Below are 24,584 nucleotides of genomic sequence, written 5' to 3'. Positions count from 1 at the left end.
CGAAGGTCCGGACGGAAGCTGCCGATAAGGCAGAAGGGCAGACTTGAGACACCCTTACAAAGGCGGTGCGCCTCGTGTGAGTTTTGCAACGAGCGGAGGGGTTGCGCGGGGCATTTTTCTTTGTTGCTCAAAGGCTTTACTGCTAGCATTGAAGTAACTTATTAACAGTCCGGCGCGTCGTTTGCAGCGCTGGGGGGAAAGGCGTCGTGAGCTTCCTTGACACCTTGCTGGGCCGAAAGCACTCGCCGATGATCGGGTTGGACATCAGTTCGTCCAGCGTGAAATTGGTGGAGCTCGGCCAGACCGCAAACGGCGAATACGTGCTCGAGCGGTTTGCCGCCGAGAGCTTCGAGAAGGGCTGGATCACCGACGGCCAGATTGAGAAGTTCGATGAGGTCGCGGAAGCCGTCAAACGGGTGGTGGCCAAGAGTGGCACCAAGACTCGCCAAGTGGTGATGGCCATGCCGCAGTCGGCCGTGATCACCAAGAAGATCATGCTGCCGGCGGGTCTTCGTGAAGAAGAGCTCGAACTTCAGGTCGAGTCCGAGGCCAATCAGTACATCCCGTTCTCACTGGATGAAGTGAGCCTGGACTTCTGCGTGATCGGTCCCAGCCCCACCTCCGTCGGAGACGTCGAGGTGTTGATCGCTGCGTCGCGCAAGGACCGGGTGCAGGACCGTCAAGGCCTGGCCGAAGCCGCGGGCCTGAAACCGACCGTGCTCGACATCGAATCGCACGCCTCCCGGCTGGCCATGAGCCGTGTGGTGGCTGGCCTGCCCAGCGAGGGCAAGGATGCGCTCGTGGCCCTGTTCGAGATCGGCGCCGATACGACCAGCCTGAAGGTGCTGCGCGACGACGAGATGCTCTACGACCGCGACCAGGCGTTCGGCGGCTCCCAGCTCACCCAGCTGATCTCGCGCCAGTACGGCTTCTCGTTCGAGGAGGCCGAGCAGAAAAAGCTCGCCGCCGACCTGCCGGAAGACTACGAGAGCACCTTGCTCGCGCCGTTCGTCGACAGCCTGTCGCAGGAAATCGGGCGCGCGCTGCAGTACTTCTTCACCAGCACGCCACATCACAAGGTCCACTACGTGATGTTGGCCGGTGGCACGGCCACCTTGCCGGGGCTGAAGGACCGTGTCACCGAACTCACCGGCTTCGCCTCGATGGTGGTGAACCCGTTCGAGAACATGAAGTTGGGTTCCGCGGTGCGTGAAAGCAAGCTGCGCCGCGAGGCGCCGTCCTACCTGACCGCCTGCGGCCTGGCGATGCGGAGGTTCCTGCAGTGATTCTGATCAACCTGCTTCCCCACCGGGAAGAAAGGCGCCAGCGCAGGAAGGTCGCGTTCTTCGCCGGCCTCGGCGTCGCTGCGGCAGCCGGATTGGCGGTCGTGGGCGTGTGGTACCTCGTGGTGCAGCAGCTCACCTCGGTGCAGCAGCAGCGCAACGAGTTCCTCACCGCCGAGATCAAGAAGCTCGAGGTCCAGATCAAGGACATCGCGACGCTGCGCGCCGAGATCGAGTCCCTGAAGGCGCGCCAGAAGGCGGTTGAAGACCTTCAGCTTGATCGCAACGTGCCCGTCCACCTTCTCAACGAACTGGTCAAGCAGACGCCCGAAGGCATCTACTTCAAGACGATCAAGCAGGACGGACAGGCGCTGACGGTGGCGGGCATCGCGCAGACCCAGGAGCGAATCTCCGAACTGCTGCGCAACACGGCCTACAGCTCGGAGTGGCTGATCAAGCCCGAGTTGGTCGAGAGCAAGTCGACCACGGCGCAGGGCGCGAACCGCGAGCAGCGTCAACTGTTCGAGTTCTCGATGCGCCTGAACGTGAAGCGTCCGCAGGACACCGCATCGGCACCCGCCGCCGCGTCGGCGCCGGTTGCGGCTCCGGCGGCCGCCGCGTCGATCCCGGCTGCAGTAGCAAAGAAGGTGTGAGGACGTCATGGCAACCAAGCGAGGCATGAACGTCGATCTGAACTCGGTTTTCGAGGGCGCGGCGTCGCAGTTCCGAGGACTGAACCCGAACGAGCCCGGCCAATGGCCGATGTTGCCCAAGCTGATGACCTGGACGGGTCTGGCGCTGGCGATGGTGGTGCTAGGCTGGTTCCTGCTCCTGACTGACGCGCACGACGCGCTGGAGGCGGAGCGCACCAAGGAGACCGCTCTCAAGACCGACTACCGCGGCAAGCTGGGTCAGGCAGTCAACCTGGGTGAACTGCGCAAGCAGAAGCTGCAGGTCGAGGAATACGTGACCCAACTCGAGAAGCAGTTGCCGGGCAAGGCGGAGATGGATGCATTGCTCTCCGACATCAATCAGGCCGGTATCGGGCGTGGGCTGCAATTCGAACTCTTCCGCCCTGGCAGCGTGGTGGTGAAGGACTACTACGCGGAGTTGCCGATCTCCATCAAGGTCTCTGGGCGGTATCACGATATCGGGGCTTTTGCTGCAGACATTTCGAACCTGTCGCGCATCGTGACGCTGCACAACCTCAACATCGCTTCAGTCAATCGAACGGATGGAACACTTGGCATGGAAGCGACGGCGCGCACCTACCGCTACCTCGATCCGTCCGAGGTCGAGAGCCAGAAGGCTGAGAAGGCCAAGGCTGCGGCCAAGGCCGGCGCAGCGGGGGCCAAGAAATGAAGGCAGTGAATCTCGGGATCGTGCGGCCCGCAATGGCGGTGATCGCCCTGGCCACGCTCGTCGGCTGCGGCGCCGAGCAAGAAGAGCTGAGCCAGTGGATGGAGCAGCAGCGCCGCGAGGTCAAGCCCAACGTGACGCCGCTCACACCACCCAAGAAGTTTTCGCCGCAGGCGTATGTCGCCCTCAACGGAGTCGAGCCGTTCAGTGCCCAGAAGCTCACGGTCGCCCTCAAGCAGGAAGCCCGGCAGCCCAATTCGCTGCTCGCCGCGGAGATCAACCGCCGCAAGGAGCCGCTCGAGGCTTACCCGCTCGACAGCATGCGCATGGTCGGCAGCGTGAACCGCTCCGGGCGGCCATATGCCCTGCTGCGGGTGGACAACCTGCTTTATCAGGTCAAGCAGGGCGACTACCTCGGCCAGAACTACGGAAAGATCACCAAGATCTCGGAGACTGACGTGACGCTCCGGGAGATCGTCCAGGACGCGGCAGGCGAGTGGATCGAGCGCGCCAGCGCCCTCCAACTCCAGGAGAAGGCGCGATGAAGAGCAACCAGGAGAATCGGATCATGAGCATGTGGCGCGTTCGCGCACTGGCACTCGTGTTGGGCATCGGCGCGCCGTTGGCGGGTTGGGCCCAAAACGCCATCCAGTCGATCAACAGCACGCAGCAAGGTACTGCCGAGGTGGTCCGGATCGAACTGAGCGAGCCGCTGGCCGCTGTTCCCGCCGGATTCACGATCCAGACGCCGCCCCGCATCGCCATCGACCTACCGGGCGTGACCAACGCGCTCGGGCGGTCATCGGTCGAGGTCAACCAGGGCAATCTGCGCAGCGTCAACGTGGCGCAGGCGGGCGAGCGCACGCGGCTGGTTCTCAATCTCAAGCAGGCGTCCAGCTACAAGGCCCAGTTGCAGGGCAAGACACTGCTGCTCGTGCTCGAGCCGACCGGCACATCCGCCGTGGCCCAGGCCGCGTCACCCGAACCGGTGCGCTTCGCCGAGAGCCTGAACAAGGACCAGCTGGCACTCAAGGACGTCGATTTCCGCCGCGGTAACGACGGCGCCGGGCGAGTGGTTGTCGAGCTGGCCAACAACCAGGTCGGCGTCGACATCCGCCAGCAAGGCCAAAGCCTGATCGTCGAGTTCCTTCGCTCGACGCTGCCCGAGAATCTTCGTCGCCGCCTGGACGTGACGGACTTCGGCACACCGGTGCAATCCATCACCACCGCGCAGCAGGGTGACCGGGTTCGCATGACGGTCAATCCGAAGGGCAACTGGGAGCACAGCGCCTACCAGAGCGACAACCAGTTCGTGCTTGAAGTGCGACCCCAGAAGGTCGATCCGAACAAGCTCACGCAAGGTCCGGGTTACGCCGGCGAGAAGCTCTCGCTGAACTTCCAGAACATCGAAGTCCGCGCCTTGCTGCAGGTGATCGCCGACTTCACCAACTTCAACGTGGTGACCAGCGACACGGTGACCGGCAACGTGACGCTGCGCCTGAAGGACGTGCCCTGGGACCAGGCGCTCGACATCATCCTGCAGGCCAAGGGACTGGGCCTGCGCAAGTCGGGCAACGTGATCTGGATCGCGCCCAAGGACGAGCTGGCGGCCAAGGAGAAGGTCGACCTGGAATCGAAGGCGCAGATCTCCGCGCTGGAACCGGTTCGCACGCAGTCGTTCCAGCTCAACTACGCCAAGGCCGAAGAACTGGCCAAAGGCTTGAGCGGCCAGGGCGGCGGCGGCAGTAACGCGACCAAGATCCTCTCGCCGCGGGGTAGCGTGATATTCGAAACGCGAACCAATCAACTGTTCGTGAGCGACACGCCCTCGAAGCTCGAAGAAGTGCAGATGATGATCAGCAAGATCGACGTGCCCGTGCGGCAGGTTCTGATCGAAGCGCGCATCGTCATCGCGGACGACAAATTCGGCAGCTCGCTCGGCGTGAAGCTCGGCGCGCTGGATCTGCGCGGTCAGCGCGGTGGATTGCCCGGCTACACGGTGTCGGGCGATACGCGTGTGACTGTCGGCGGCAACATGAACGCCGTGGCCGGGCAGACCCTGCAGACCGATACGCTTAACTTCAGCGACACATCGTTCGTGACGCTGCCGGCTGTCGGACAAGGCGGCTACAACCCGGCTTCGTTCGCGCTGTCTCTCTTCGGTGCTTCGTCGAACCGGTTCCTGAACCTGGAGATTTCAGCATTGGAGGCCGATGGCAAGGGGAAGGTCGTCTCCAGCCCGCGTGTCGTGACGGCCGACCAGCAGAAGGCGCTGATCGAGCAGGGCACGGAACTGCCGTATCAGACCGCTACGTCCAGTGGAGCGACGGCGCTGCAGTTCCGCAAGGCCAACCTGAAGCTGGAAGTCACGCCGCAGATCACGCCGGAAGGCAGCGTCATGCTGGACGTCGACGTCAACAAGGACAGCGTCGGGCAGGCCACTGCTGCAGGTTTCGCGATCGACACCAAGCACGTCAAGACGCAGGTGCTGGTCGAGAACGGCGGCACAGTCGTCATCGGCGGCATCTTCGAACAGACCGACCGCACCGACATCACCAAGGTCCCGTTCCTGGGTGACGTGCCGGTTCTGGGCAACCTGTTCAAGACCACCACCAAGTCGTCGCAGCGTACTGAACTGCTGATCTTCCTCACGCCCAAGGTCGTGACGGAGCGCGCCACAGCGCCGTAAGCGGCGCCTGTCGAAATAACTTTGCAAGAGAGCGAGTCCGAGTGATGAAGCTGGTCAATGCAATCTGGGTTCTGATGTGCGCGTTCCTGCTGGCTTCGTGCGGCGGCAGTAGCGGGGCAGGGGACTCCCCATTCACTCCGGGAACCGGCGGTGGGGGCACTTCAAGCGTCGCCGACTTGGTGCTCACCCTGAGTGCCACGCAACTTGCCAACACGGGTTCCTCGACGATCACCGTTACGGCAACAGCCATCGACGCTAGCCGCAACACGCTGGCCAGTGTCCCAGTGACCATAAGCGCAGACTCCGATGCTATTGTCTCGTCGACGTCGACCTCGACAGGAACCGATGGCACGCTGACTTCCACGCTCTCGATCGGGAGCAATCGGTCCAACCGTGTCATCACGGTGTCCGCTGTCTCAGGTTCGGTCAGCAAGACCGCCACGGTGCAGGTGGTGGGAACCAAGATCAGCAGCGTTCTCGCGCCGGCGGTGATCGCGCCGTCAGCCGCCGGAAACGTGCAGTACCGCGTCGTTGACCAATCCGGTAGCCCGATGGTCGGCGAGACGGTGCAGATCACGGCTGCCGGCCTGACGCCGCCGCAAGTCACCGGAACGACCGGGACGAATGGAGATTTCGTCTACAACTACACTGCGCCGGCGGCGGCGGGGTCGTTCCAGGTGAACGCAAACATCGCCGGCGTCTCTGACATCCAGACCGTGCAAGTCCAAGCTACCAGCACGGTACCGGGCGTGAGCGTGCCTATTGCATCCGCTTCAATTTCGGCCAATCCGAGTGTCGTTGCGGTTAATCTGCCCAACAGCAGTTCCAATCGGTCGGAAATTCGCGCGCTGTTCCTTGGCACTGGGAACGTGCCAGTTCCCAACGTGCGTGTACGCTTCGACCTCAATGGCGACCCTCAGAACATCGGCGGTACGTTCACGGCGGGGAGCGGTACGCAGACCCTGTATAGCGACGCCAACGGCATCGTAACGACGGCCTACGTGCCAGGTACGAGATCCAGCCCCACCAACGGCGTGACGGTTCGAGCCTGCTACGGTGTGAGCGACTCGGATCCGAACCTGTTGAACTGCACGACGAATGCAACACAGACCCTGACCGTGACTTCGGAACCGCTGAGCGTCACGATCGGAACGAACGCTGAGATTCTCGTAGGCAGACTGACCTACACGAAGCAGTTCAACGTGGTGGTAGTGGACTCTTCCGGCGCCGTCACGCCAGACGTTGATATCGTCGCCTCCATCGATCTGCCACGCTATCGCAAGGGGGCTTACGCTCTCGGCACCACAGCCTGGGGCAAGGTCAGCGATACCGTCTGCGTCAATGAGGATACAAACCGCAATGGTGTTCTCGAAAGCGGCGAAGACTTCAACAGCAATGGAACGCTGGAGCCGAGAAAGGCTGATGTCAGTGTCAGGCTGCTTTCGAGCAAGACGGATGCCACGGGCAGTGTCATCCTCGAGGTTACGTATAACCAGGATCACGGCAGTTGGGTCGATGCGGTTATCACCGTTTCGGCGTCAGGCATCTCGGGCACCGAAGGGCGTGCTGTGTACACACTGGCTCCGGTGCCAGTTGATGCCGCTTCCATCAAGAACAGGGATGTGCCTCCGGCTTACGCGGTGAGTCCGTATGGTGTCTCCACTAGCTGTACGAATCCGAACTAAGGTTTGCCACTCCCTATCGCCCTGACCGGCATGCCCGGCGGTGGGAAATCCACTGTCGGTAGACACTTAGCGCGTCGGCTTGGTTGGGGATTCGTTGACTCGGACACCTTGATCGAGAAGCGAATCGGAGAATCGATTCGCGGCTACTTTGAACGTGAGGGTGAGGACAGATTCCGCGATCTTGAGCAGTTGGTGATCCAGGAACTCACGTCCCAGACGGGCTCCCGGGTCATCGCCACGGGCGGCGGCGCTTGTTTGCGTGAGGCGAACCGACTCGCATTGCACAGCCGCTGTACGGTGGTTTACCTCCGGTCCACGCCAGAGGAACTGCATCGCAGGCTTCGGCACGACACCCACAGACCGCTGCTCCAGGTGGCCGACCCGCTGACTCGGCTCCGCAATCTCTACGCTGAGCGCGATCCGCTCTACAGGGAATGCAGCCACTTTGTCATAGAGACCGGGCGACCTTCGGTGAACACACTAGTGAACATGATCCTGATGCAGTTGGAACTCGCGGGCATTGTCGAGCCCAATCTCGTTCATTCCCCCGTGGATCCCCTGCGCGGCCCTGAAACGGAATAGCCAGTTAGAGGGACGTAGACTCACGGAATGAGTCAAACGCAGACCGCAATCGTTCCCATCGAACTGGAAAGCCGCAGCTACGACATCCTGATCGGCAACGACCTGCTCCGCGTACCTTCGAGCTACGAAGGGCTGCCGCGCGCGACGGATGCCATGATCGTCACGAACTCGACGGTCGCCCCGTTGTACGCGCCAGCGCTCAAGGCCGCACTCGCGGCACGATACCGCCGCGTCCACCTCGTCGAGTTACCCGACGGCGAGGCCCACAAGGATTGGGCCACGCTCAATCAGATTTTCGATGCCTTGCTCGGCGCGGGTTGCGATCGCAAGACGGTGCTCTTCGCGCTCGGCGGCGGCGTGGTCGGCGACATGACAGGCTTCGCTGCCGCGAGCTACATGCGCGGCGTACCCTTCGTCCAGGTGCCCACCACGCTGCTCGCCCAGGTGGACTCGTCGGTGGGTGGCAAGACTGCGATCAACCATCCGCTCGGCAAGAACATGATCGGCGCCTTCTACCAGCCGGTGCGAGTGATCGCCGACTTGCAGACACTGAAGACCTTGCCGCAACGCGAGATCGCCGCGGGCCTCGCCGAGGTGATCAAGTACGGCCCGATCGCAGACGAGGCGTTCTTCCTCTGGATCGAGGCGCATGTCGATGCCTTGGTAGCGCTCGATCCAGCAGCACTGGCCCACGCCGTGAAGCGTTCGTGCGAGATCAAGGCCCACGTGGTGGCGCAGGACGAGCGCGAATCCGGCCTGCGTGCCATCCTGAACTTCGGCCACACCTTCGGCCACGCCATCGAAGCCGGCCTTGGCTTCGGCTCGTGGCTCCACGGCGAGGCAGTCGGCTGCGGCATGGTGATGGCGGCCGAACTGTCGCGCCGGCTCGGCCTGATCGACGCGGTCTATGCGAAGCGCATCCGCGATGTCGTGGGGCGTGTCGGTCTGCCGGTGCGTGCGCCCGATCTCGGAGTGTCTCGCTGGCTCGAGCTGATGCGACTGGACAAGAAGGCCGAGGGCGGCGAAATCCGCTTCGTAGTGATCGAGTCGCCAGGGCGCGCGGGCGTGCGTGCGGCGCCAGATGCCCTGGTGGGCGAAGTGATCGCGGCACTCGTCGCATGAGCGAGAGGGCGCCCTACGCGAGCGATCCGATGCGCTCGCGCGGGCGCCGGCACCCGCTCCTCCCGGATGCCCATCGCTGCGAGTTCCAGCGCGATCGGGATCGAATCGTTCACAGCACGGCGTTTCGCCGCCTGGTCTACAAGACGCAGGTCTTCCTGAACCACGAAGGCGATCTCTTCAGGACGCGCATGACGCACTCGCTGGAGGTCGCCCAGCTCGCCCGCTCGATCGCGCGGCGCCTGCGCCTGCACGAAGACCTGTGCGAGGCGATCGCCCTCGCACATGATCTCGGGCACACGCCTTTCGGCCATGCGGGCCAGGAGGCGCTCGATGCGGCCTATCGCGCAGCGGCACCTGATGCGGGCGGATTCGAGCACAACTATCAGAGCCTGCGCGTCGTCGATGTGCTCGAGGAGCGCTATCCGGAGCACGACGGCCTGAACCTGTGCTTCGAGACCCGCGAGGGCATCCTCAAGCATTGCTCTCGGCGCCATGCCGAAGCGATCGAACGCGAGGAGCCAGGGGGCGTCGGCCGCCGCTTTCTCGACCGCACTCAGCCCAGCCTGGAAGCACAACTGGCCAATCTGGCCGACGCCATTGCCTACAACGCACACGACATCGATGACGGTGTCCGAGCTGGATTGCTGGACTACGAGCAATTGCTCGAGGTGCCGTTGCTCGATCAACTGCACCGCGATGCCGTCGCCTCGTTTCCGACGTTGACAGGCAGGCGACTGCTCTATGCGCTGATGCGTGGCCTCATTGCCTATCTGGTGGACGACACGGTTGACACGACAGAAGCCGCGATCAGGCGGTACGCACCGGCACACCCGCAGGACGTTCGGAGGCTACCGCCGATGGTCGGAATGGGATCGGAGACCGAAACTTCCTTCATCGTGGTGCAACAGCTGCTGCGCGAACGACTGTATCGACATCCCCGGGTCTGGGAAACCACCCGGGCGGCGCAGTGCGTCGTGAGCGAGCTCTTCGCGGCCTACCTCGACAGCCCACAGGGACTCCCGGCTGCACACCGTGAACGAATGCCGCTCGAGACTGCTGTGGTGGACTACATCGCGGGCATGACCGACCGATTTGCGCTGCGAGAGCACGCCCGGGTGCTAGGGCCCGGGCCGCTGACTGCACGCCTCAGCTGACGGCCTTGGCGCGCAAGCCGCCACAGTCTGGGCGAAGCTTCCGATGAACGGCAGGCGTCGCACGATGTGCGGCCGCCACAGCGAACGGGGGCTGCTCGATAATTTGGCCACCCCGACTCCTTGAGTACCGCCCGATGACCGTTTCGCCTCGTCCGCGCATCCGCCGCCCGTCGCGCGGCTTCACCCTCATCGAAGTCATGGTGGTTGTGGCCATCATCGGCATCCTGGCCGCGATCTCCTATCCGAGCTACCGCGACTACGTCATCCGGGGTCGCCTCGTCGACGCGACAAATGGCCTGTCGACCATGCGTGCCGACATGGAGCGACATTTCCAGGACCAGCGTACCTATGCGACCGTCCCTCCGTTCATCACGCCGTGCGCCCGTGGCGTGGCTACGAGAACGTTCGGTGATTTTGTTGTTACATGTATTGGCCTCCTCGACGCGGGCAACTACACATTGCAGGCAGCTGGCAGTGGAGTGACGAACAACTTCACCTTCACCGTCAACAATCTTGATGTGCGCACCACTGCAGCACCGGCTGGCTCCGGCTGGACGTCCTGCGTCACGCGCTGGATCACAAAGAAGGGTGACGCATGCCCCCCCTGACTTGCGCTCAATGCCATAAGGCAAGCAACCAACGGGGGATCACGGTCGTCGAACTCATGGTGACTGTCTCGTTGATGGTTTTCCTCGTTTTCCTCGCGGCCCCGAACTTCGCTACCTGGATCAACAACACTCGAATCCGCACAGTGTCTGAGGTGCTGCAGAACGGAGCGCGCTTCGCGCAGGCCGAGGCTATCCGCCGCAATCGCAGCGTCGTCTTCTATCTCACCAACGCCGAACCTTCGCTGGCGGCCGCTGCTGCAGCCAATGGCAGCAACTGGGGTGCACGCACCTTGTCGCTCTTCGCGGCCGATGTGCCGGAGTTCATCCGGGGCGGCGCACTGTCCGACGTCGCACCTGGCGTCTTGATCAATGGACCGGCTGCAATCTGCTTCAACGCCGCGGGCCAGCAGATCACCGTCGCCGCCGAAGGCTGCGTTGCGGGCCTGGCCAGCTATGTCGTTCGGCGACCCGAAGCCAATCCTGACTTGAGGCGATTGAGGATCGACGTCTCGCTGGGCGGACGTGTGCGGATGTGCGATCCGGACAAGGTCCTCTCGGCCACGGTTCCGGAAGGATGCTAGAGATGCGCAAGAAGAATCAATCTCGAGGTGCCAGGGCGCGCGGCAGTTCCTTGATCGAGGTGTTGGTCTCGATCCTGATCATGTCGTTCGGCATCCTTGGTGTGGTCGGGCTGCACGCCAGGGCGATTCAGTTCTCGCTCGATGCGGACGATCGCAATCGCGCCGCCTTGTTCGGCGACGAACTGGCTGCGCAGATGCGTCTGGCGCGCTCGGTCAACTTGTCGGCTGCGCAGATCGACACCTTCACGAAGCGTGTGCAGGGCTTGGACCTCGTGACCAACCAACCGAATGGATCGGGCCTGCCGAACGCCAACGTGGCGGTGGCGGCTGGGGCCACGCCCAACGTTGCCACGCTCACGATCACGTGGCGGCACCCCGGCCAGCCCGTGGGTCAACTGTCGCAGTTCGTCATGGACGTGGTCCTGACCGACGAGGAGATCACATGAAGGCAGTGCGCCCGATCTCTGCGCTGAAGCGCCACCGAGGCTTCTCGCTGATCGAACTGATGGTGGGGGTTGGTATCGGCCTCGTGATCACCCTGGCCGTCTTTCAGGTCCTGACCGCCAGTGAAGCCCGCAAGCGCACGTCCACGGGACTCAACGACGCGAGTCAGTCTGGCAACTATGCGCTCTACGTGCTCGATCGCATGTTGCGCAGCGCCGGGACGGGTTACTCCCAAGGATGGGCGACTGTCGGTGGCTGCCGGCTGAATGCCCTCCTGCCAGGCGGAGAGAGTTTGCCCAGAGTCGGCCCGCTGCCGGCGCCCTTTACTGCGATCCCGCAGGCGTTTCGCCTCGCGCCAGTGGTCATCTTTCGGGGTGCATCGGACACCGGTTCCGACGTGCTCATGGTCATGAGTGGAGCGACCGGCTATGGGGAGGTTCTGACGAATGTGCCGGCTGGCGGGGTTGCTGCCACGCAAGTCACGCTGCCCAACACCATCGGCTACCGTGCTGGCGATCTCGTGATGCTGGCCTCCGGAGGCGAGTGCTTGCTGAGTCAGGTCGATGCGGCCAAACCAGCTTGCGCAGGGGATCCGGCTGCGCCGCTGGGGACGGCCTGCGGGCCGATACTGCCGCTCGGTGGCACCTACTACACGCCGGCGGGACCCAACCTGTCGCTTGCCACCTTGGCCCTGCAAAGCGATGTCTCGGCTTTCTCGATCGGCAACGCGACGACCAATCCGCCCCAGTTCGGGCTGATCGGCGTTGGCGCGGACAGCACACTCTTTGCGCACAACCTGCTGCTATTCAACGGTGTCAACGCGTCCGAACCGATAGCCGAAGGAGTTCGCGAACTGTACGCGGTGTACGGCCTCGACACGAATGACGACGGCATCCTTGATGCATGGCAGTCACCGACGGCATTGTGGGATGGCCCTGCTCTCATGGACGGGTCAGCCGCGTCCAACGCCCGGCTGCGCCAGATCGTCGCGGTGCGTGTCGGCATGGTGCTGCGCTCTTCGCTCGTCGAACGCGAACTCTCGCCTGGCGTGCCGGTCGCGCCTGCCAATCTGCCGCTGTTCAGCGACCTTCCGGCGCCCAACCCGATCATCGTCGACCTCACCCGGGCCGGCGAGAACCGGAACCAGAGGCACCGCACCGTCGAGATCACCGTGCCCCTCCGCAACTTCCTGATGCGAACGACATCATGAGCACCACCATGCTGCGCCGCCAATCGTCTCGTGGAGTCGTCCTGCTGACGACCATGCTCATCCTCGTCGTCGTGTTGCTGGGTGCAGTGGCGCTCGTGCGCTCGTTTGACACCTCACTGACGATGGCCGGCAATCTGTCGTTCAAGCGCGATCTGGCGCAACAGAGTGAACTGGCCGCGCAGACGATCCTCAGCCAGTTCCGCACCGGCGGGCCGATGGAGACGCGCGCGACGCGCCAGGCGGACAACGCGGGTGTCGGGTACCTCGCCTCGGTCCAGCCGAACAACCTGATGGGCTTCCCTCAGGTCCTGCTGGCCAATTCCGATCCCAACGCGGCCTGGCCCGCGGGCGTCGGCACGATCAACGCCGGTCGCGGCGTCAACCTGGCCTATGTCGTCGATCGCCTGTGCAGCGAACCGGGAGATGAGCAAGTCCTGGGTGCCGACAAGTGCGTCGTGGCCGGTCCCGGGGCTCCGACTGGCGGTAGCTCGTCCCTGTGGCGTCGAGCCGAGCAGGGCAGCAGCGTGGCTGCGGGCGGTGCCGGCGCCGGCCTGGGCGGTGCGGCCAATCAGACCATCGTCTATCGAATCAGCATTCGTGCCTTCGGCCCGCGCGGAACGGAGTCGTACTTCCAGACGACGTACGCCTGTTGCGACAACTGAGTTCAGCGGCAGAAATTGCCGCTGGCAGACCGATACCACCCTTGATGCATCAGAGGTTGACACCATGACCAGCACCCATCACGTGAATCGCGAAGCCGGCCGCCGCCCGCGGCAGGTACCAGCCAATGGGCGATGGCGTGCGGCCGCTGCGCTCGCGTTGGCGGGTGCCGCGGCCCTGGTCAGTGCGACGGCTTCACAGGCGGCGTCGTTGGCCGACGCGCCGGTCTTCTCGCGCAGTTCAATTCTCGGCAACGTGGCGCTCGCACTGTCGGTGGAATGGCCGACGGCCGAGCGCGCGGCGTACCCCGGCACGAACGACTACACGAGCGCAACCACGTACAAGGGATACTTCGATCCCAACAAGTGCTATCAGTACCAGTACGATGCGACCGTCCAGGCGAATCGCTACTTTTATCCTGCGGCCGTGGCGACCAACCGCACTTGCGTGGCGATGTGGAGCGGGAACTTCCTCAACTGGGCTGCCACCCAGACGATCGACCCGTTCCGGCTCGTGATGACCGGCGGCTTTCGGGTGCGTGACGAGCTCAACCTGACGGTTCTTCAGAAGGCGAACCACCCGGCCACGGGACAGCTGTATCCCAACAAGAGCCTGCCCGCCGCCGCAATCGCCGGAGCGACACCGTTCGGGGCGCGTGCCGCGTTCAACACGCGGATCAACGGGGCGGGTTTCGACATGGTGTTCACCGTGTCCGGCGCTGTCGGAGCCATCAGCGGGGCTGTCCCCGCGACGACGGACTTCAACCCGGCCAACGCGCTCGTGAACGCAACGGTCTATCGCATTCCGATTCGCGTGAAGGTGTGCGACCCGACTGCCCCGGGCGGCGTCGAGACGAACTGCAAGCAGTACGGCAGCAACTGGAAGCCGGAAGGCATGATGCAGCAGTACTCGCAGCGGCTGCGTTTCTCGGCGCTGGGCTACCTCAATCAATCAGGCAACGATCGCGATGGTGCGGTCCTGCGCGCTCGCATGAAGTTCGTGGGGCCGACCTACCCGGTGCCTGGCGCACCCAATGCGACGAACGCGGCCGCGGAGTGGGATCCGAACACCGGCATCTTCGTCACCAATCCGGACACCGCGGATGCCGCCGCGACCAACTTGGCCTACGTGCCTGCCACCGCGGTGAGCAACAGCGGTGTCGCCAACTACCTGAACAAGTTCGGCCAGCTGTTTCCCGCCAATGGCTACAAGGGCAACGACCCCGTGGGTGAGTTGTACTACGCCGCGCAGCGCTACTTCAGGAACGTCGGCGAGGTGCCGGAGTGGAACACGCTTCGCCCGACGACCACCGTCGACAGGGCGCTGGACGGATTCCCTGTCGTGCGTACATGGGACGATCCCATCCAGTACTCCTGCCAGAAGAACTTCATCCTGGGCATCGGCGACATCTACACTCACGCCGACAAGAACGTGCCGGGTGCCACGGGCGCGACGCTCGAGCCCGCCAAGCCGGCTTCGGTGACGAGTGACACGGTCGTGGATGGTCAGGCCGCGACCAATCTGGCATTTGCGCTGCAAGGCCTCGCGGCCCCCAACGCCAACAACTACAGCGGGCGCAACAACTCTGCCGCCATGGTCGGTCTGGCGTACTGGGCCAACGTCAACGACATCCGGCCCGATGTTCCCAACGTCGCCAAGACCCAGGGCAAGCAGACCATCCAGACGCTGTGGGTGGACGTGCTCGAGCAACCCTTCGTCAACAACAACCAGTTCTATCTCACCGCCAAGTATGGTGGCTTCATTCCGCCGGCCACACCTCCCTACAGCTTCGCGAACACGACGGCGTTGCCCGATACGTGGTGGTGGACGTCTGGCGAATACGTGACGGGCGCCATCAAGCGGCCGGACAACTACTTCACGGCCGGCAACCCGGACCAGATGATCACCGGCCTGACGCAGGCGTTCCGACGCATCAACTCGCTCAGCTCGGCCTTCACGACCTCGTTCTCGACATCACTGCCCCAGGTGGCCTTGATCGGCACGGCCAGTTTCGGAGCGCAGTACGACGCCAGCAACTGGACCGGCGAGGTGGTGGGCAGCGAGATCAACTTCACCGTCGACGGCACGCCTTCGACAGTCGAGCGCTGGCGTGCGACGACCAAGCTGGCAGCGCAGTTGGCGGGCACGGGCTGGAACACGGCCCGCCGGGTGGCGACCTGGAATGGCGCGAACGGCATTCCTTTCCGTCACGCCAGCCTCACGGCTGCGCAGCAGGCCTCGTTGAACACGAGCTATCGCCCCCTCGTCGACGACGGCGCCGACTACCTGAACTACCTGCGCGGCGAACGCACGCACGAAACCGACTCGACGGTGACGGGTAGCTCGCGCGCGTACCGTGCGCGCGAGCGTCTGCTCGGCGACATCGTGGGTTCGGCCGCACGTCCCGTGGGCCCGCCCTCCCTTCCGCTCGTAGACGATCTCGACAACACCGGCTATTCCACCTTCAAGGACACATACAAGACTCGGCCGACCGTGGTCTACGTGGGTGCCAACGATGGCATGGTGCACGCGTTCAACGGGGCGCTGACGGGCGCCACCGCAGGTCAAGAATTGTTTGCCTACGTGCCGAGCCCCACCTTCGCTGGCCCGAGCAGCCCGTCCATGCCGGAAGTCAACGGACTCGCTGCGCTCGGCAATCCGGACTATGACCACCACTACCTGGTGAACGGTACGCCGACCAACCACGACGTCGACTTCACCCGGACGTGGAACGGCTCGGCCATCGGAACTGGCGCGCCGAACTGGCGTTCACTCCTGATCGGCGGGCTGGGCAAGGGGGGGGCGCTCGTACTATGCCCTTGACGTGACAGATCCCGCAGCCATGACCAGCGAGGCGGCCGTGGCTTCGAGCGTGCTGTGGGAATTCACTGCGCCGGAAATGGGCTTCACGTTCGGCGAGCCTGTCGTCGTCAAGACGCGGAAGTACGGTTGGACTGTCATCCTGCCGTCCGGCTACAACAACGCCGATGGTCATGGCTACCTGTTCTTCGTGAATCCGCGCACTGGCGCACTGCTCGAGCCGCCTGTCGCAACCGGCACCGGCGCGACGCCGACCGCTCCGGGCCTGGCGCACATCAATGCGTACGTGTTGAACTACAAGGACGGATATGCCGACGCGGTGTATGGCGGCGATCTGGACGGCAACCTTTGGCGATTCGACATCACCGCGACCTCGGGTGCCTATCCGGCTCCGGTCAAGCTGGCGCAACTGACTGACGGTCTCGGAAATGCGCAGCCGGTCACCTCGCGTCCGGTCATCGAATGGCACCCCAAGACGAAGGGTCGCTACGTCATGGTGGGCACTGGCCGCCTGCTCGACGCCACCGATCGAAACTCTACGCTCGAGCAGAGCTTCTACGCGATCAAGGACGGAGATGGCGGGCGTTTCAACCGGGCGGCCGATCTGCCCACCGGCATCACCTTCCCGATCCAGCGCTCGCAACTGGTGCGCAACGACACCATGCTGGCCACCATCAATCCGACGGCCACGGCGCCGATGGGTTGGTACAAGGATCTCGGGTTCGGCCCGAACAACGTGGCCTGGCGTCTCGTGAACGATCCTGCTCCATTCGGCTCGACGGTGGCTTTTGCGCCGACGCTTCCGAGCGTGGATGATCCGTGTACGCCTTCTGGAGAAAGCCGGACTTACGCGGCGGACTTCGCGAGCGGCGTCTCCCGCCTCAGCGACATCAACGGGACGGTGCTGCCGTACACATCTCCCGGCTCTGGTGTCGTCACCGACCTGCGATTCCTCAGTGTCAACGGCAAGGTGCGACTGATCGCCGGAACGGACACGGGTTCAGTTCGTCAGATTCGGGGCGAGTTCGGTTCAGCGCTGGGTCTTCGCAGGCTCAACTGGCGCGAACTGGGCATCGGCAACTGATTCCCCGGATCGGGCTCCGTCAGCCGTGCTGACGGAGCCCGATCGGATCCCGGCCAGCAACCAGACTCTCCATGGCGCGGCTGCCTCGGCTCAGCGTTGCCGGTGTGCCGCACCTGGTCGAACAAGGTGGCCACAACGGGCAGGCCCTCTTTCTTGATTCAGCGGACCGCAGGGCTTATCGCGAGAGTCTTCGGGAGGCCGCGACTGCCAGTGGCGTGGCCCTTCACGCCTATCTGCTGGACACGGCACGAGTCCTGCTGCTTGCCACTCCGCGCGATGCAGGAGCCCTGAGCCGGATGATGCAGCGCGTCGGTCGGCGCTACACCGCGGAGTTCAACCGCCGCCACGAACGCAGCGGCACGCTCTGGTCCGGTCGTTTCCGGGCCACGGTGCTGCAGCCAGGCACCTGCTTCATCGCGGCGATGCGCCATGTCGAGTCCGATGCAGCCGTGGCTGGGGACGGAGGTGCTGCTGATGGCGAGCGCATTTCCAGCGTCGCCCATCATCTCGGTCTGGTTGTAGACCCGCTGGTGTCCGATCACGCTCTGTTCTGGGCGCTGGGCAACACACCCTTCGAGCGACACGCGGCATATGGATTGCTTGCAATGCAGCCCATCCAACCCGAGGAGCGCCGCCGCTTTGACGATGCGGTTCGAAAGGGCTGGGCCCTTGGGACGGAAGCGTTTCTCGCCGAGATCGCTGCGACCACCTCGCGGCGCGTTCGCCCGTTGACTGCAGGGCGCCCCCGCAAATCGATCTGAGCGGGCGGGCGTAATCATGTCCCCAATTATTTCTGAGCTCAGCGCGTAGCCCGATAAAATTGGGGTCAGACTCCTTTTGTTCTGATTGTCTCCCATGCTGCACTGCAGTATCCTGCTCGCCGATTCAGTCACGCACGGAGAGCGCCATGTCGCAGGCCCCATCGGATCTCAACTTCCCGCAAGAACTCGCGGATGCCGTCGCCCATGGCCTGTACAACCCGGCGAACGAGCATGACGCCTGCGGTGTCGGCTTCGTGGCTCACATCAAGGGGCAGAAGGCGCATGCCATCGTCGAGCAGGGCCTGAAGATTCTGGAGAACCTCGACCATCGGGGCGCCGTCGGTGCCGACAAGCTGATGGGCGACGGCGCCGGCATCCTGATTCAGATTCCCGACGAGTACTACCGCGCCGAGATGGCCGCTCAGGGCGTCGAACTGCCGCCGCCCGGCGAGTACGGCGTGGGCATGATCTTCCTGCCCAAGGAGCATGCGTCGCGCCTGGCCTGCATCCAGGAGCTCGAACGCGCCGTAAAGGCCGAAGGCCAGGTGCTGCTCGGCTGGCGCGACGTGCCGGTCGACACCGAGATGCCGATGTCGCCCACGGTGCGCGCCAAGGAGCCGGTGCTCAAGCAGATCTTCATCGGCCGCGGCCCCGACGTGATCGTGCCCGATGCGCTGGAGCGCAAGCTCTATGTGATCCGCAAGACGGCATCGAGCGCGATCCAGGCGCTCAAGCTCACGCACAGCCGCGAGTACTACGTGCCCAGCATGAGCTGCCGCACGATCATCTACAAGGGCCTGCTGCTGGCCGACCAGGTCGGCAAGTACTACAAGGACCTGCAGGACCCGCGCGTGACCTCGGCGCTGGCGCTGGTGCACCAGCGCTTCTCGACCAACACCTTTCCAGAGTGGCCGCTCGCGCACCCGTACCGCATGGTCGCGCACAACGGCGAGATCAACACCGTCAAGGGCAACTTCAACTGGATGCGCGCCCGCGAAGGCGTGATGAAGTCGCCGGTGCTCGGTGACGACCTGAAGAAGCTCTACCCGATCAGCTTCGAGGGCCAGAGCGACACTGCCACCTTCGACAACGCGCTGGAACTGCTCACGATGAGCGGCTATTCGCTGGCCCACGCCGCGATGATGATGATCCCGGAGGCCTGGGAGCAGCACGAGGGCATGGACGAGCGCCGCCGCGCCTTCTACGAGTACCACGCCGCCATGCTCGAGCCCTGGGACGGCCCGGCCGCGATGGTGTTCACCGACGGCCGCCAGATCGGCGCCACGCTCGACCGCAACGGCCTGCGCCCGGCGCGCTACATCGTCACCGACGATGACCTGGTGGTGATGGCCTCCGAGTCCGGCGTGCTGCCGATCCCCGAGAACCGCATCGTGCGCAAGTGGCGCCTGCAGCCGGGCAAGATGTTCCTGATCGATTTCGAGCAGGGCCGCATCGTCGACGACGAGGAGTTGAAGAACCAGTTCGCCTCGGCCAAGCCCTATCGCCAGTGGATCGAGAGCGTGCGCGTGAAGCTGGAAGAGACGCCGCTGGAAGCCGAGTCGCTTCCGTTCAAGGAGTCGCTGCTCGACCGCCAGCAGGCCTTCGGCTACACGCAGGAGGACATCAAGTTCCTGCTCAGCCCGATGGCCGTGGCCGGCGAAGAAGGCATCGGCTCGATGGGCAACGACTCGCCGCTGGCCGTGCTGTCGGACAAGAACAAGCCGCTGTTCAACTACTTCAAGCAGCTGTTCGCGCAGGTCACCAACCCGCCCATCGACCCGATCCGCGAGGCGATCGTGATGTCGCTGGTGTCCTTCATCGGCCCGAAGCCGAACCTGCTGGACATCAACGCGGTCAACCCGCCGATGCGCCTGGAGGTGCCGCAGCCCATCCTCGATTTCGACGACATGGCGCGCCTGCGCCAGATCGAGAAGCACACCGGCGCCAAGTTCAAGAGCCACGTGCTCGACATCACCTACCCGGCGGCATGGGGCTACGAAGGCGTGGAGGCCAAGCTCGCCTCGCTGTGCGCCGAGACGGTGGACGCGATCAAGAGCGGCCACAACATCCTCATCATCAGCGACCGCGCGATGAGCCGCGAGCAGGTGGCCATCCCCGCGCTGCTGGCGCTGTCGGCGATCCACCAGCATCTGGTGCGCGAGGGCCTGCGCACCACCGCCGGCCTCGTCGTCGAGACCGGCTCGGCGCGCGAGGTGCACCACTTCGCCGTGCTCGCCGGCTACGGCGCCGAGGCGGTGCACCCGTATCTGGCGATGGAGACGCTGGCTTCGCTTCACAAGGAGCTGCCGGGCGACCTCTCGGCCGAGAAGGCGATCTACAACTACGTGAAGGCGATCGGCAAGGGCCTGTCGAAGATCATGTCCAAGATGGGCGTGTCGACCTACATGAGCTACTGCGGCGCGCAGCTGTTCGAGGCCATCGGCCTGGACAAACCGCTGGTCGACAAGTTCTTCCGCGGCACGGCCAGCCAGGTCGGCGGGATCGGCGTGTTCCAGGTCGCCGAAGAGGCGATCCGCATGCACCGCGCGGCCTTCAGCGACGACCCGGTGCTGGCCGGCATGCTCGACGCGGGCGGTGAATACGCCTGGCGCGTGCGTGGCGAAGAGCACATGTGGACGCCCGACGCCATCGCCAAGCTGCAGCACAGCGTGCGCGGCAACAGGTTCGAGACCTACAAGGAATACGCGCAGATCATCAACGACCAGTCGCAGCGCCACATGACGCTGCGCGGCCTGTTCGAGTTCAAGGTCGACCCGAGCAAGGCGATCCCGCTGGACGAAGTCGAGCCGGCCACGGAGATCGTCAAGCGTTTCGCTACCGGCGCGATGTCGCTCGGCTCCATCTCCACCGAGGCGCACTCGACGCTGGCCATCGCGATGAACCGCATCGGCGGCAAGAGCAACACCGGCGAGGGCGGCGAGGACCCGGCGCGCTATCGCAATGAGATGAAGGGCATTCCGATCGCCGACGGCACCAAGGTCAGCGAGGTGATCGGCGCCAAGGTGATCGCTGCCGACTACGTGATGAAGGCCGGAGACAGCTTGCGCAGCAAGATCAAGCAGGTCGCCTCGGGCCGCTTCGGCGTCACCACCGAGTACCTGGTCTCGGCCGATCAGATCCAGATCAAGATGGCCCAGGGCGCGAAGCCGGGCGAGGGCGGCCAGCTGCCCGGCGGCAAGGTCAGCGAGTACATAGGCTTTCTGCGCTACAGCGTGCCGGGCGTCGGCCTGATCTCCCCGCCGCCGCACCACGACATCTACTCGATCGAAGACCTGGCGCAGCTCATCCACGACCTGAAGAACGCCAACTCGCGCGCCAGCATCAGCGTCAAGCTGGTGTCGGAAGTCGGCGTGGGCACCATCGCCGCCGGCGTGGCCAAGGCCAAGGCCGACCACGTGGTGATCGCCGGCCACGACGGCGGCACGGGCGCCTCGCCGTGGAGCTCGATCAAGCATGCCGGCACGCCCTGGGAGCTGGGCCTGGCCGAGACGCAGCAGACGCTGGTGCTCAACCGCCTGCGCGGCCGCATCCGCGTGCAGGCCGACGGCCAGATGAAGACCGGCCGCGACGTGGTGATCGGTGCGCTGCTCGGGGCCGACGAGTTCGGCTTCGCCACCGCGCCGCTGGTGGCCGAGGGCTGCATCATGATGCGCAAGTGCCATCTGAACACCTGCCCGGTGGGCGTGGCCACGCAGGACCCGATGCTGCGCGCCAAGTTCGCCGGCAAGCCCGAGCACGTCGTCAACTACTTCTTCTTCGTCGCGGAGGAGGCGCGCCAGATCATGGCGCAGCTGGGCGTGCGCAAGTTCGACGAGCTGATCGGCCGCGCCGACCTGCTCGACACCAAGAAGGGCATCGCCCACTGGAAGGCGCGTGGCCTGGACTTCAGCCGGGTCTTCCATCTGCCCGCGGCGCCGGCCGACGTGCCGCGCCGCCAGGTCGACGAGCAGGACCACGGCCTCGCGCGTGCGCTCGACGTGCGCCTGATCGAGAAGGCCAAGCCGGCGCTCGAGCGTGGCGAGAAGGTGCAGTTCCTCGAGGACGCGCGCAACGTCAACCGCACCGTCGGCGCCATGTTGTCGGGCGAGTTGATCCGCCGCCATCCCGAAGGCCTGCCCGACCAGACCATCTTCATCCAGATGGAAGGCACGGGCGGCCAGAGCTTCGGCGCCTTCCTCGCCAAGGGCATCACGATCTACCTGATCGGTGACGCCAACGATTACACCGGCAAGGGCATGTCCGGCGGGCGCATTGCGATCCGCCCGAGCATTGAGTTCCGCGGCGACGCGACGAACAACATCATCGTCGGCAACACCGTACTCTACGGTGCGACCAGCGGCGAGGCCTTCTTCCGCGGCGTGGCCGGCGAGCGCTTCGCGGTGCGCCTGTCGGGCGCGACGGCGGTGGTGGAGGGCACCGGCGACCACGGCTGCGAGTACATGACCGGCGGCACCGTGGTCGTGCTCGGCAAGACCGGGCGCAACTTCGCCGCCGGCATGAGCGGTGGCATCGCCTATGTCTACGACGAGGACGGCACCTTCGCCAAGCGCTGCAACACCTCGATGGTGGCGCTCGACAAGGTGCTGCCGAAGGCCGAACAGGAGGCCGCCACCGACCGCTCGATCTGGCACAAGGGCGAGACGGATGAACTGCAGCTCAAGCGCCTGATCGAGGACCACCACAAGTGGACGGGCAGCCTGCGCGCCCGCCACATCCTCGACCACTGGAACGAGTCGCGCGCCAAGTTCGTGAAGGTCTTCCCCAACGAGTACAAGCGAGCGCTCGGCGAGATCAACGCGGCCCGGGAGGCCGGCGACACCATCGCCAAGGCGAAGTCGCCGGACAAGAAGGGCAGCAAGGCTGTCCCTGCCAAGTAAGCCCCGCCTGCACGCACACCGAGAGCACAGAAGATCATGGGAAAAGTCACCGGCTTCATGGAGTACGAGCGCCTCGAGGAGGGTTATGCCCCCGTCCCGGAGCGCCTGAAGAACTACAAGGAATTCGTCATCGGGCTGAAGGCCGACGAGGCGAAGGTGCAGAGCGCGCGCTGCATGGACTGCGGCACGCCGTTCTGCAACAACGGCTGCCCGGTCAACAACATCATCCCGGACTTCAACGACCTGGTGTACCGCGGTGACTGGAAGAACGCCTTCGCGGTGCTCGACTCGACCAACAACTTCCCCGAGTTCACCGGCCGCATCTGCCCGGCGCCCTGCGAGGCCGCCTGTACGCTCAACGTCAACGACGACGCGGTGGGCATCAAGAGCATCGAGCACGCCATCATCGACCGCGCCTGGGCCGAGGGCTGGGTGGTGCCGCGGCCGCCGAAGGCCAAGACGGGCAAGAAGGTCGCCGTGGTCGGCTCCGGCCCGGCTGGCATGGCGGCGGCGCAGCAACTCGCACGCGCCGGCCACGACGTGACGCTGTTCGAGAAGAACGATGCCGTGGGCGGCCTGCTGCGCTACGGCATTCCCGACTTCAAGATGGAGAAGTCGCACATCGATCGCCGCGTCGAGCAGATGAAGGCCGAAGGCGTGAGCTTCCGCACCGGCGTGATGGTCGGCCACCTGCCCGAGGGCAGCAAGGTCACCAACTGGGCCAAGGAGATCGTCTCGCCCGAGACGCTGAAGGCCGAGTTCGACGCCGTGCTGCTGACCGGCGGTGCCGAGCAGTCGCGTGACCTGCCGGTGCCCGGCCGCGAGCTCGAGGGCGTGCACTTCGCGATGGAGTTCCTGCCGCAGCAGAACAAGGTCAATGCCGGCGGCAAGCTCAAGGGCCAGATCATGGCCACCGGCAAGCATGTCGTCGTGATCGGCGGGGGCGACACCGGCTCCGACTGCGTGGGCACGAGCAACCGCCACGGCGCCAAGAGCGTGACGCAGTTCGAACTGCTGCCCATGCCGCCGGAGCAGGAGAACAAGCCGCTGGTGTGGCCCTACTGGCCGATCAAGCTGCGCACCTCGTCGAGCCACGAGGAAGGCTGCGAGCGTGCGTTCGCCATCGCCACCAAGGAGTTCATCGGCGAAAAGGGCAAGGTCACCGCGCTCAAGTCGGTGCACGTCGAGTGGGCCAACGGCAAGATGAGCGAAGTGCCGGGCAGCGAGAAGGTCATCCCGGCCGACCTGGTACTGCTGGCGATGGGATTCGTCAGCCCGGTGGCCAGCGTGCTGGAGGCCTTCGGCGTCGAGAAGGATGCCCGCGGCAACGCGAAGGCCGGCACCGAAGTGAGCGGCGGCTACAAGACCAACGTCGACAAGGTCTTCGCCGCCGGCGACATGCGCCGCGGCCAGAGCCTGGTCGTGTGGGCGATCCGCGAGGGCCGGCAGGCCGCGCGCGCGGTCGATGTATTTCTGACCGGGGCCAGCGAACTGCCGCGCTGAGCGGCTGCGGCCGCCGTGGCGTGACCAATCCGGCAACGCGGGGTGCCGGCTGGTGAGCAGTTGTTTCGGGGTGGGGGCGCGGCCGGGCGATCCGGCAGGCCTTGGGCTACCATGCCCCGGATCAAGCACCCACCCAGCGCA

At 64.7% G+C, this 24,584-nt stretch carries 19 protein-coding genes; all 19 read left to right on the top strand.

Annotated features, from left to right (window positions below; translation table 11 throughout):
• Nucleotides 1-206: 206 nt before the first annotated feature.
• Nucleotides 207-1,286, top strand: a complete 1,080-nt coding sequence (locus HZ992_RS17210) for a pilus assembly protein PilM (protein ID WP_209383049.1) — start codon at nucleotides 207-209, stop codon at nucleotides 1,284-1,286.
• On the top strand, nucleotides 1,283-1,936 hold the full coding sequence (locus tag HZ992_RS17205) for a PilN domain-containing protein (RefSeq protein WP_209383048.1): 654 nt from the start codon (nucleotides 1,283-1,285) through the stop codon (nucleotides 1,934-1,936). The genes HZ992_RS17210 and HZ992_RS17205 overlap by 4 nt, the downstream gene beginning before the upstream one ends.
• A gap of 7 nt (nucleotides 1,937-1,943) precedes the next feature.
• Entirely contained in the window at nucleotides 1,944-2,645 is a 702-nt protein-coding gene (locus HZ992_RS17200; RefSeq protein WP_209383047.1) for a type IV pilus inner membrane component PilO, read from the top strand.
• Nucleotides 2,642-3,187 (top strand): pilus assembly protein PilP, encoded by a 546-nt coding sequence (locus HZ992_RS17195; protein ID WP_209383046.1) that lies wholly within the window; start codon nucleotides 2,642-2,644, stop codon nucleotides 3,185-3,187. Before HZ992_RS17200 ends, HZ992_RS17195 begins: the two co-directional genes overlap by 4 nt.
• Nucleotides 3,188-3,210: 23 nt before the next feature.
• Nucleotides 3,211-5,331, top strand: a complete 2,121-nt coding sequence (gene pilQ / locus HZ992_RS17190) for a type IV pilus secretin PilQ (protein ID WP_209383045.1) — start codon at nucleotides 3,211-3,213, stop codon at nucleotides 5,329-5,331.
• Nucleotides 5,332-5,375: 44 nt separating this feature from the next.
• Complete coding sequence (locus tag HZ992_RS17185) at nucleotides 5,376-7,016, top strand: hypothetical protein (protein WP_209383044.1); 1,641 nt, start codon at nucleotides 5,376-5,378, stop codon at nucleotides 7,014-7,016.
• Nucleotides 7,017-7,019: 3 nt separating this feature from the next.
• Nucleotides 7,020-7,598, top strand: a complete 579-nt coding sequence (locus tag HZ992_RS25825) for a shikimate kinase (RefSeq protein WP_371816746.1) — start codon at nucleotides 7,020-7,022, stop codon at nucleotides 7,596-7,598.
• A gap of 27 nt (nucleotides 7,599-7,625) precedes the next feature.
• Entirely contained in the window at nucleotides 7,626-8,720 is a 1,095-nt protein-coding gene (gene aroB, locus HZ992_RS17180) for a 3-dehydroquinate synthase (protein WP_245213079.1), read from the top strand.
• The gene (locus tag HZ992_RS17175; RefSeq protein WP_209383043.1) at nucleotides 8,717-9,874 is read left to right on the top strand and encodes a deoxyguanosinetriphosphate triphosphohydrolase; all 1,158 of its coding nucleotides are present in this window, start codon (nucleotides 8,717-8,719) and stop codon (nucleotides 9,872-9,874) included. The genes aroB and HZ992_RS17175 overlap by 4 nt, the downstream gene beginning before the upstream one ends.
• 134 nt (nucleotides 9,875-10,008) lie before the next feature.
• Nucleotides 10,009-10,482, top strand: coding sequence for a type IV pilin protein (locus tag HZ992_RS17170; protein ID WP_209383042.1), 474 nt, complete (start codon nucleotides 10,009-10,011; stop codon nucleotides 10,480-10,482).
• Nucleotides 10,470-11,063 (top strand): GspH/FimT family pseudopilin, encoded by a 594-nt coding sequence (locus tag HZ992_RS17165; protein ID WP_209383041.1) that lies wholly within the window; start codon nucleotides 10,470-10,472, stop codon nucleotides 11,061-11,063. The genes HZ992_RS17170 and HZ992_RS17165 overlap by 13 nt, the downstream gene beginning before the upstream one ends.
• 2 nt (nucleotides 11,064-11,065) lie before the next feature.
• Nucleotides 11,066-11,509, top strand: coding sequence for a type IV pilus modification PilV family protein (locus HZ992_RS17160; protein ID WP_209383040.1), 444 nt, complete (start codon nucleotides 11,066-11,068; stop codon nucleotides 11,507-11,509).
• On the top strand, nucleotides 11,506-12,717 hold the full coding sequence (locus HZ992_RS17155; RefSeq protein ID WP_209387213.1) for a PilW family protein: 1,212 nt from the start codon (nucleotides 11,506-11,508) through the stop codon (nucleotides 12,715-12,717). The genes HZ992_RS17160 and HZ992_RS17155 overlap by 4 nt, the downstream gene beginning before the upstream one ends.
• Nucleotides 12,714-13,379, top strand: coding sequence for a pilus assembly PilX family protein (locus tag HZ992_RS17150; RefSeq protein ID WP_209383039.1), 666 nt, complete (start codon nucleotides 12,714-12,716; stop codon nucleotides 13,377-13,379). Before HZ992_RS17155 ends, HZ992_RS17150 begins: the two co-directional genes overlap by 4 nt.
• A gap of 64 nt (nucleotides 13,380-13,443) precedes the next feature.
• Nucleotides 13,444-16,200 (top strand): pilus assembly protein, encoded by a 2,757-nt coding sequence (locus HZ992_RS25990; protein WP_209383038.1) that lies wholly within the window; start codon nucleotides 13,444-13,446, stop codon nucleotides 16,198-16,200.
• A 19-nt stretch (nucleotides 16,201-16,219) separates the two neighbouring features.
• Nucleotides 16,220-17,281, top strand: coding sequence for a pilus assembly protein (locus HZ992_RS25985; protein ID WP_256440731.1), 1,062 nt, complete (start codon nucleotides 16,220-16,222; stop codon nucleotides 17,279-17,281).
• Nucleotides 17,282-17,352: 71 nt separating this feature from the next.
• Nucleotides 17,353-18,042, top strand: a complete 690-nt coding sequence (locus HZ992_RS17135; RefSeq protein WP_209383036.1) for a transposase — start codon at nucleotides 17,353-17,355, stop codon at nucleotides 18,040-18,042.
• 146 nt (nucleotides 18,043-18,188) lie between these two features.
• The gene (locus HZ992_RS17130; protein WP_209383035.1) at nucleotides 18,189-22,940 is read left to right on the top strand and encodes a glutamate synthase-related protein; all 4,752 of its coding nucleotides are present in this window, start codon (nucleotides 18,189-18,191) and stop codon (nucleotides 22,938-22,940) included.
• Between the two features lie 36 nt (nucleotides 22,941-22,976).
• On the top strand, nucleotides 22,977-24,443 hold the full coding sequence (locus HZ992_RS17125) for a glutamate synthase subunit beta (protein WP_209383034.1): 1,467 nt from the start codon (nucleotides 22,977-22,979) through the stop codon (nucleotides 24,441-24,443).
• The last annotated feature ends 141 nt before the right edge of the window (nucleotides 24,444-24,584 follow it).

It is taken from the genome of Rhizobacter sp. AJA081-3 (assembly GCF_017795745.1).
In the GTDB taxonomy this organism is placed as follows: Bacteria; Pseudomonadota; Gammaproteobacteria; order Burkholderiales; family Burkholderiaceae_C; genus Piscinibacter.
This window is presented reverse-complemented; position numbering and strand designations above follow the sequence as displayed.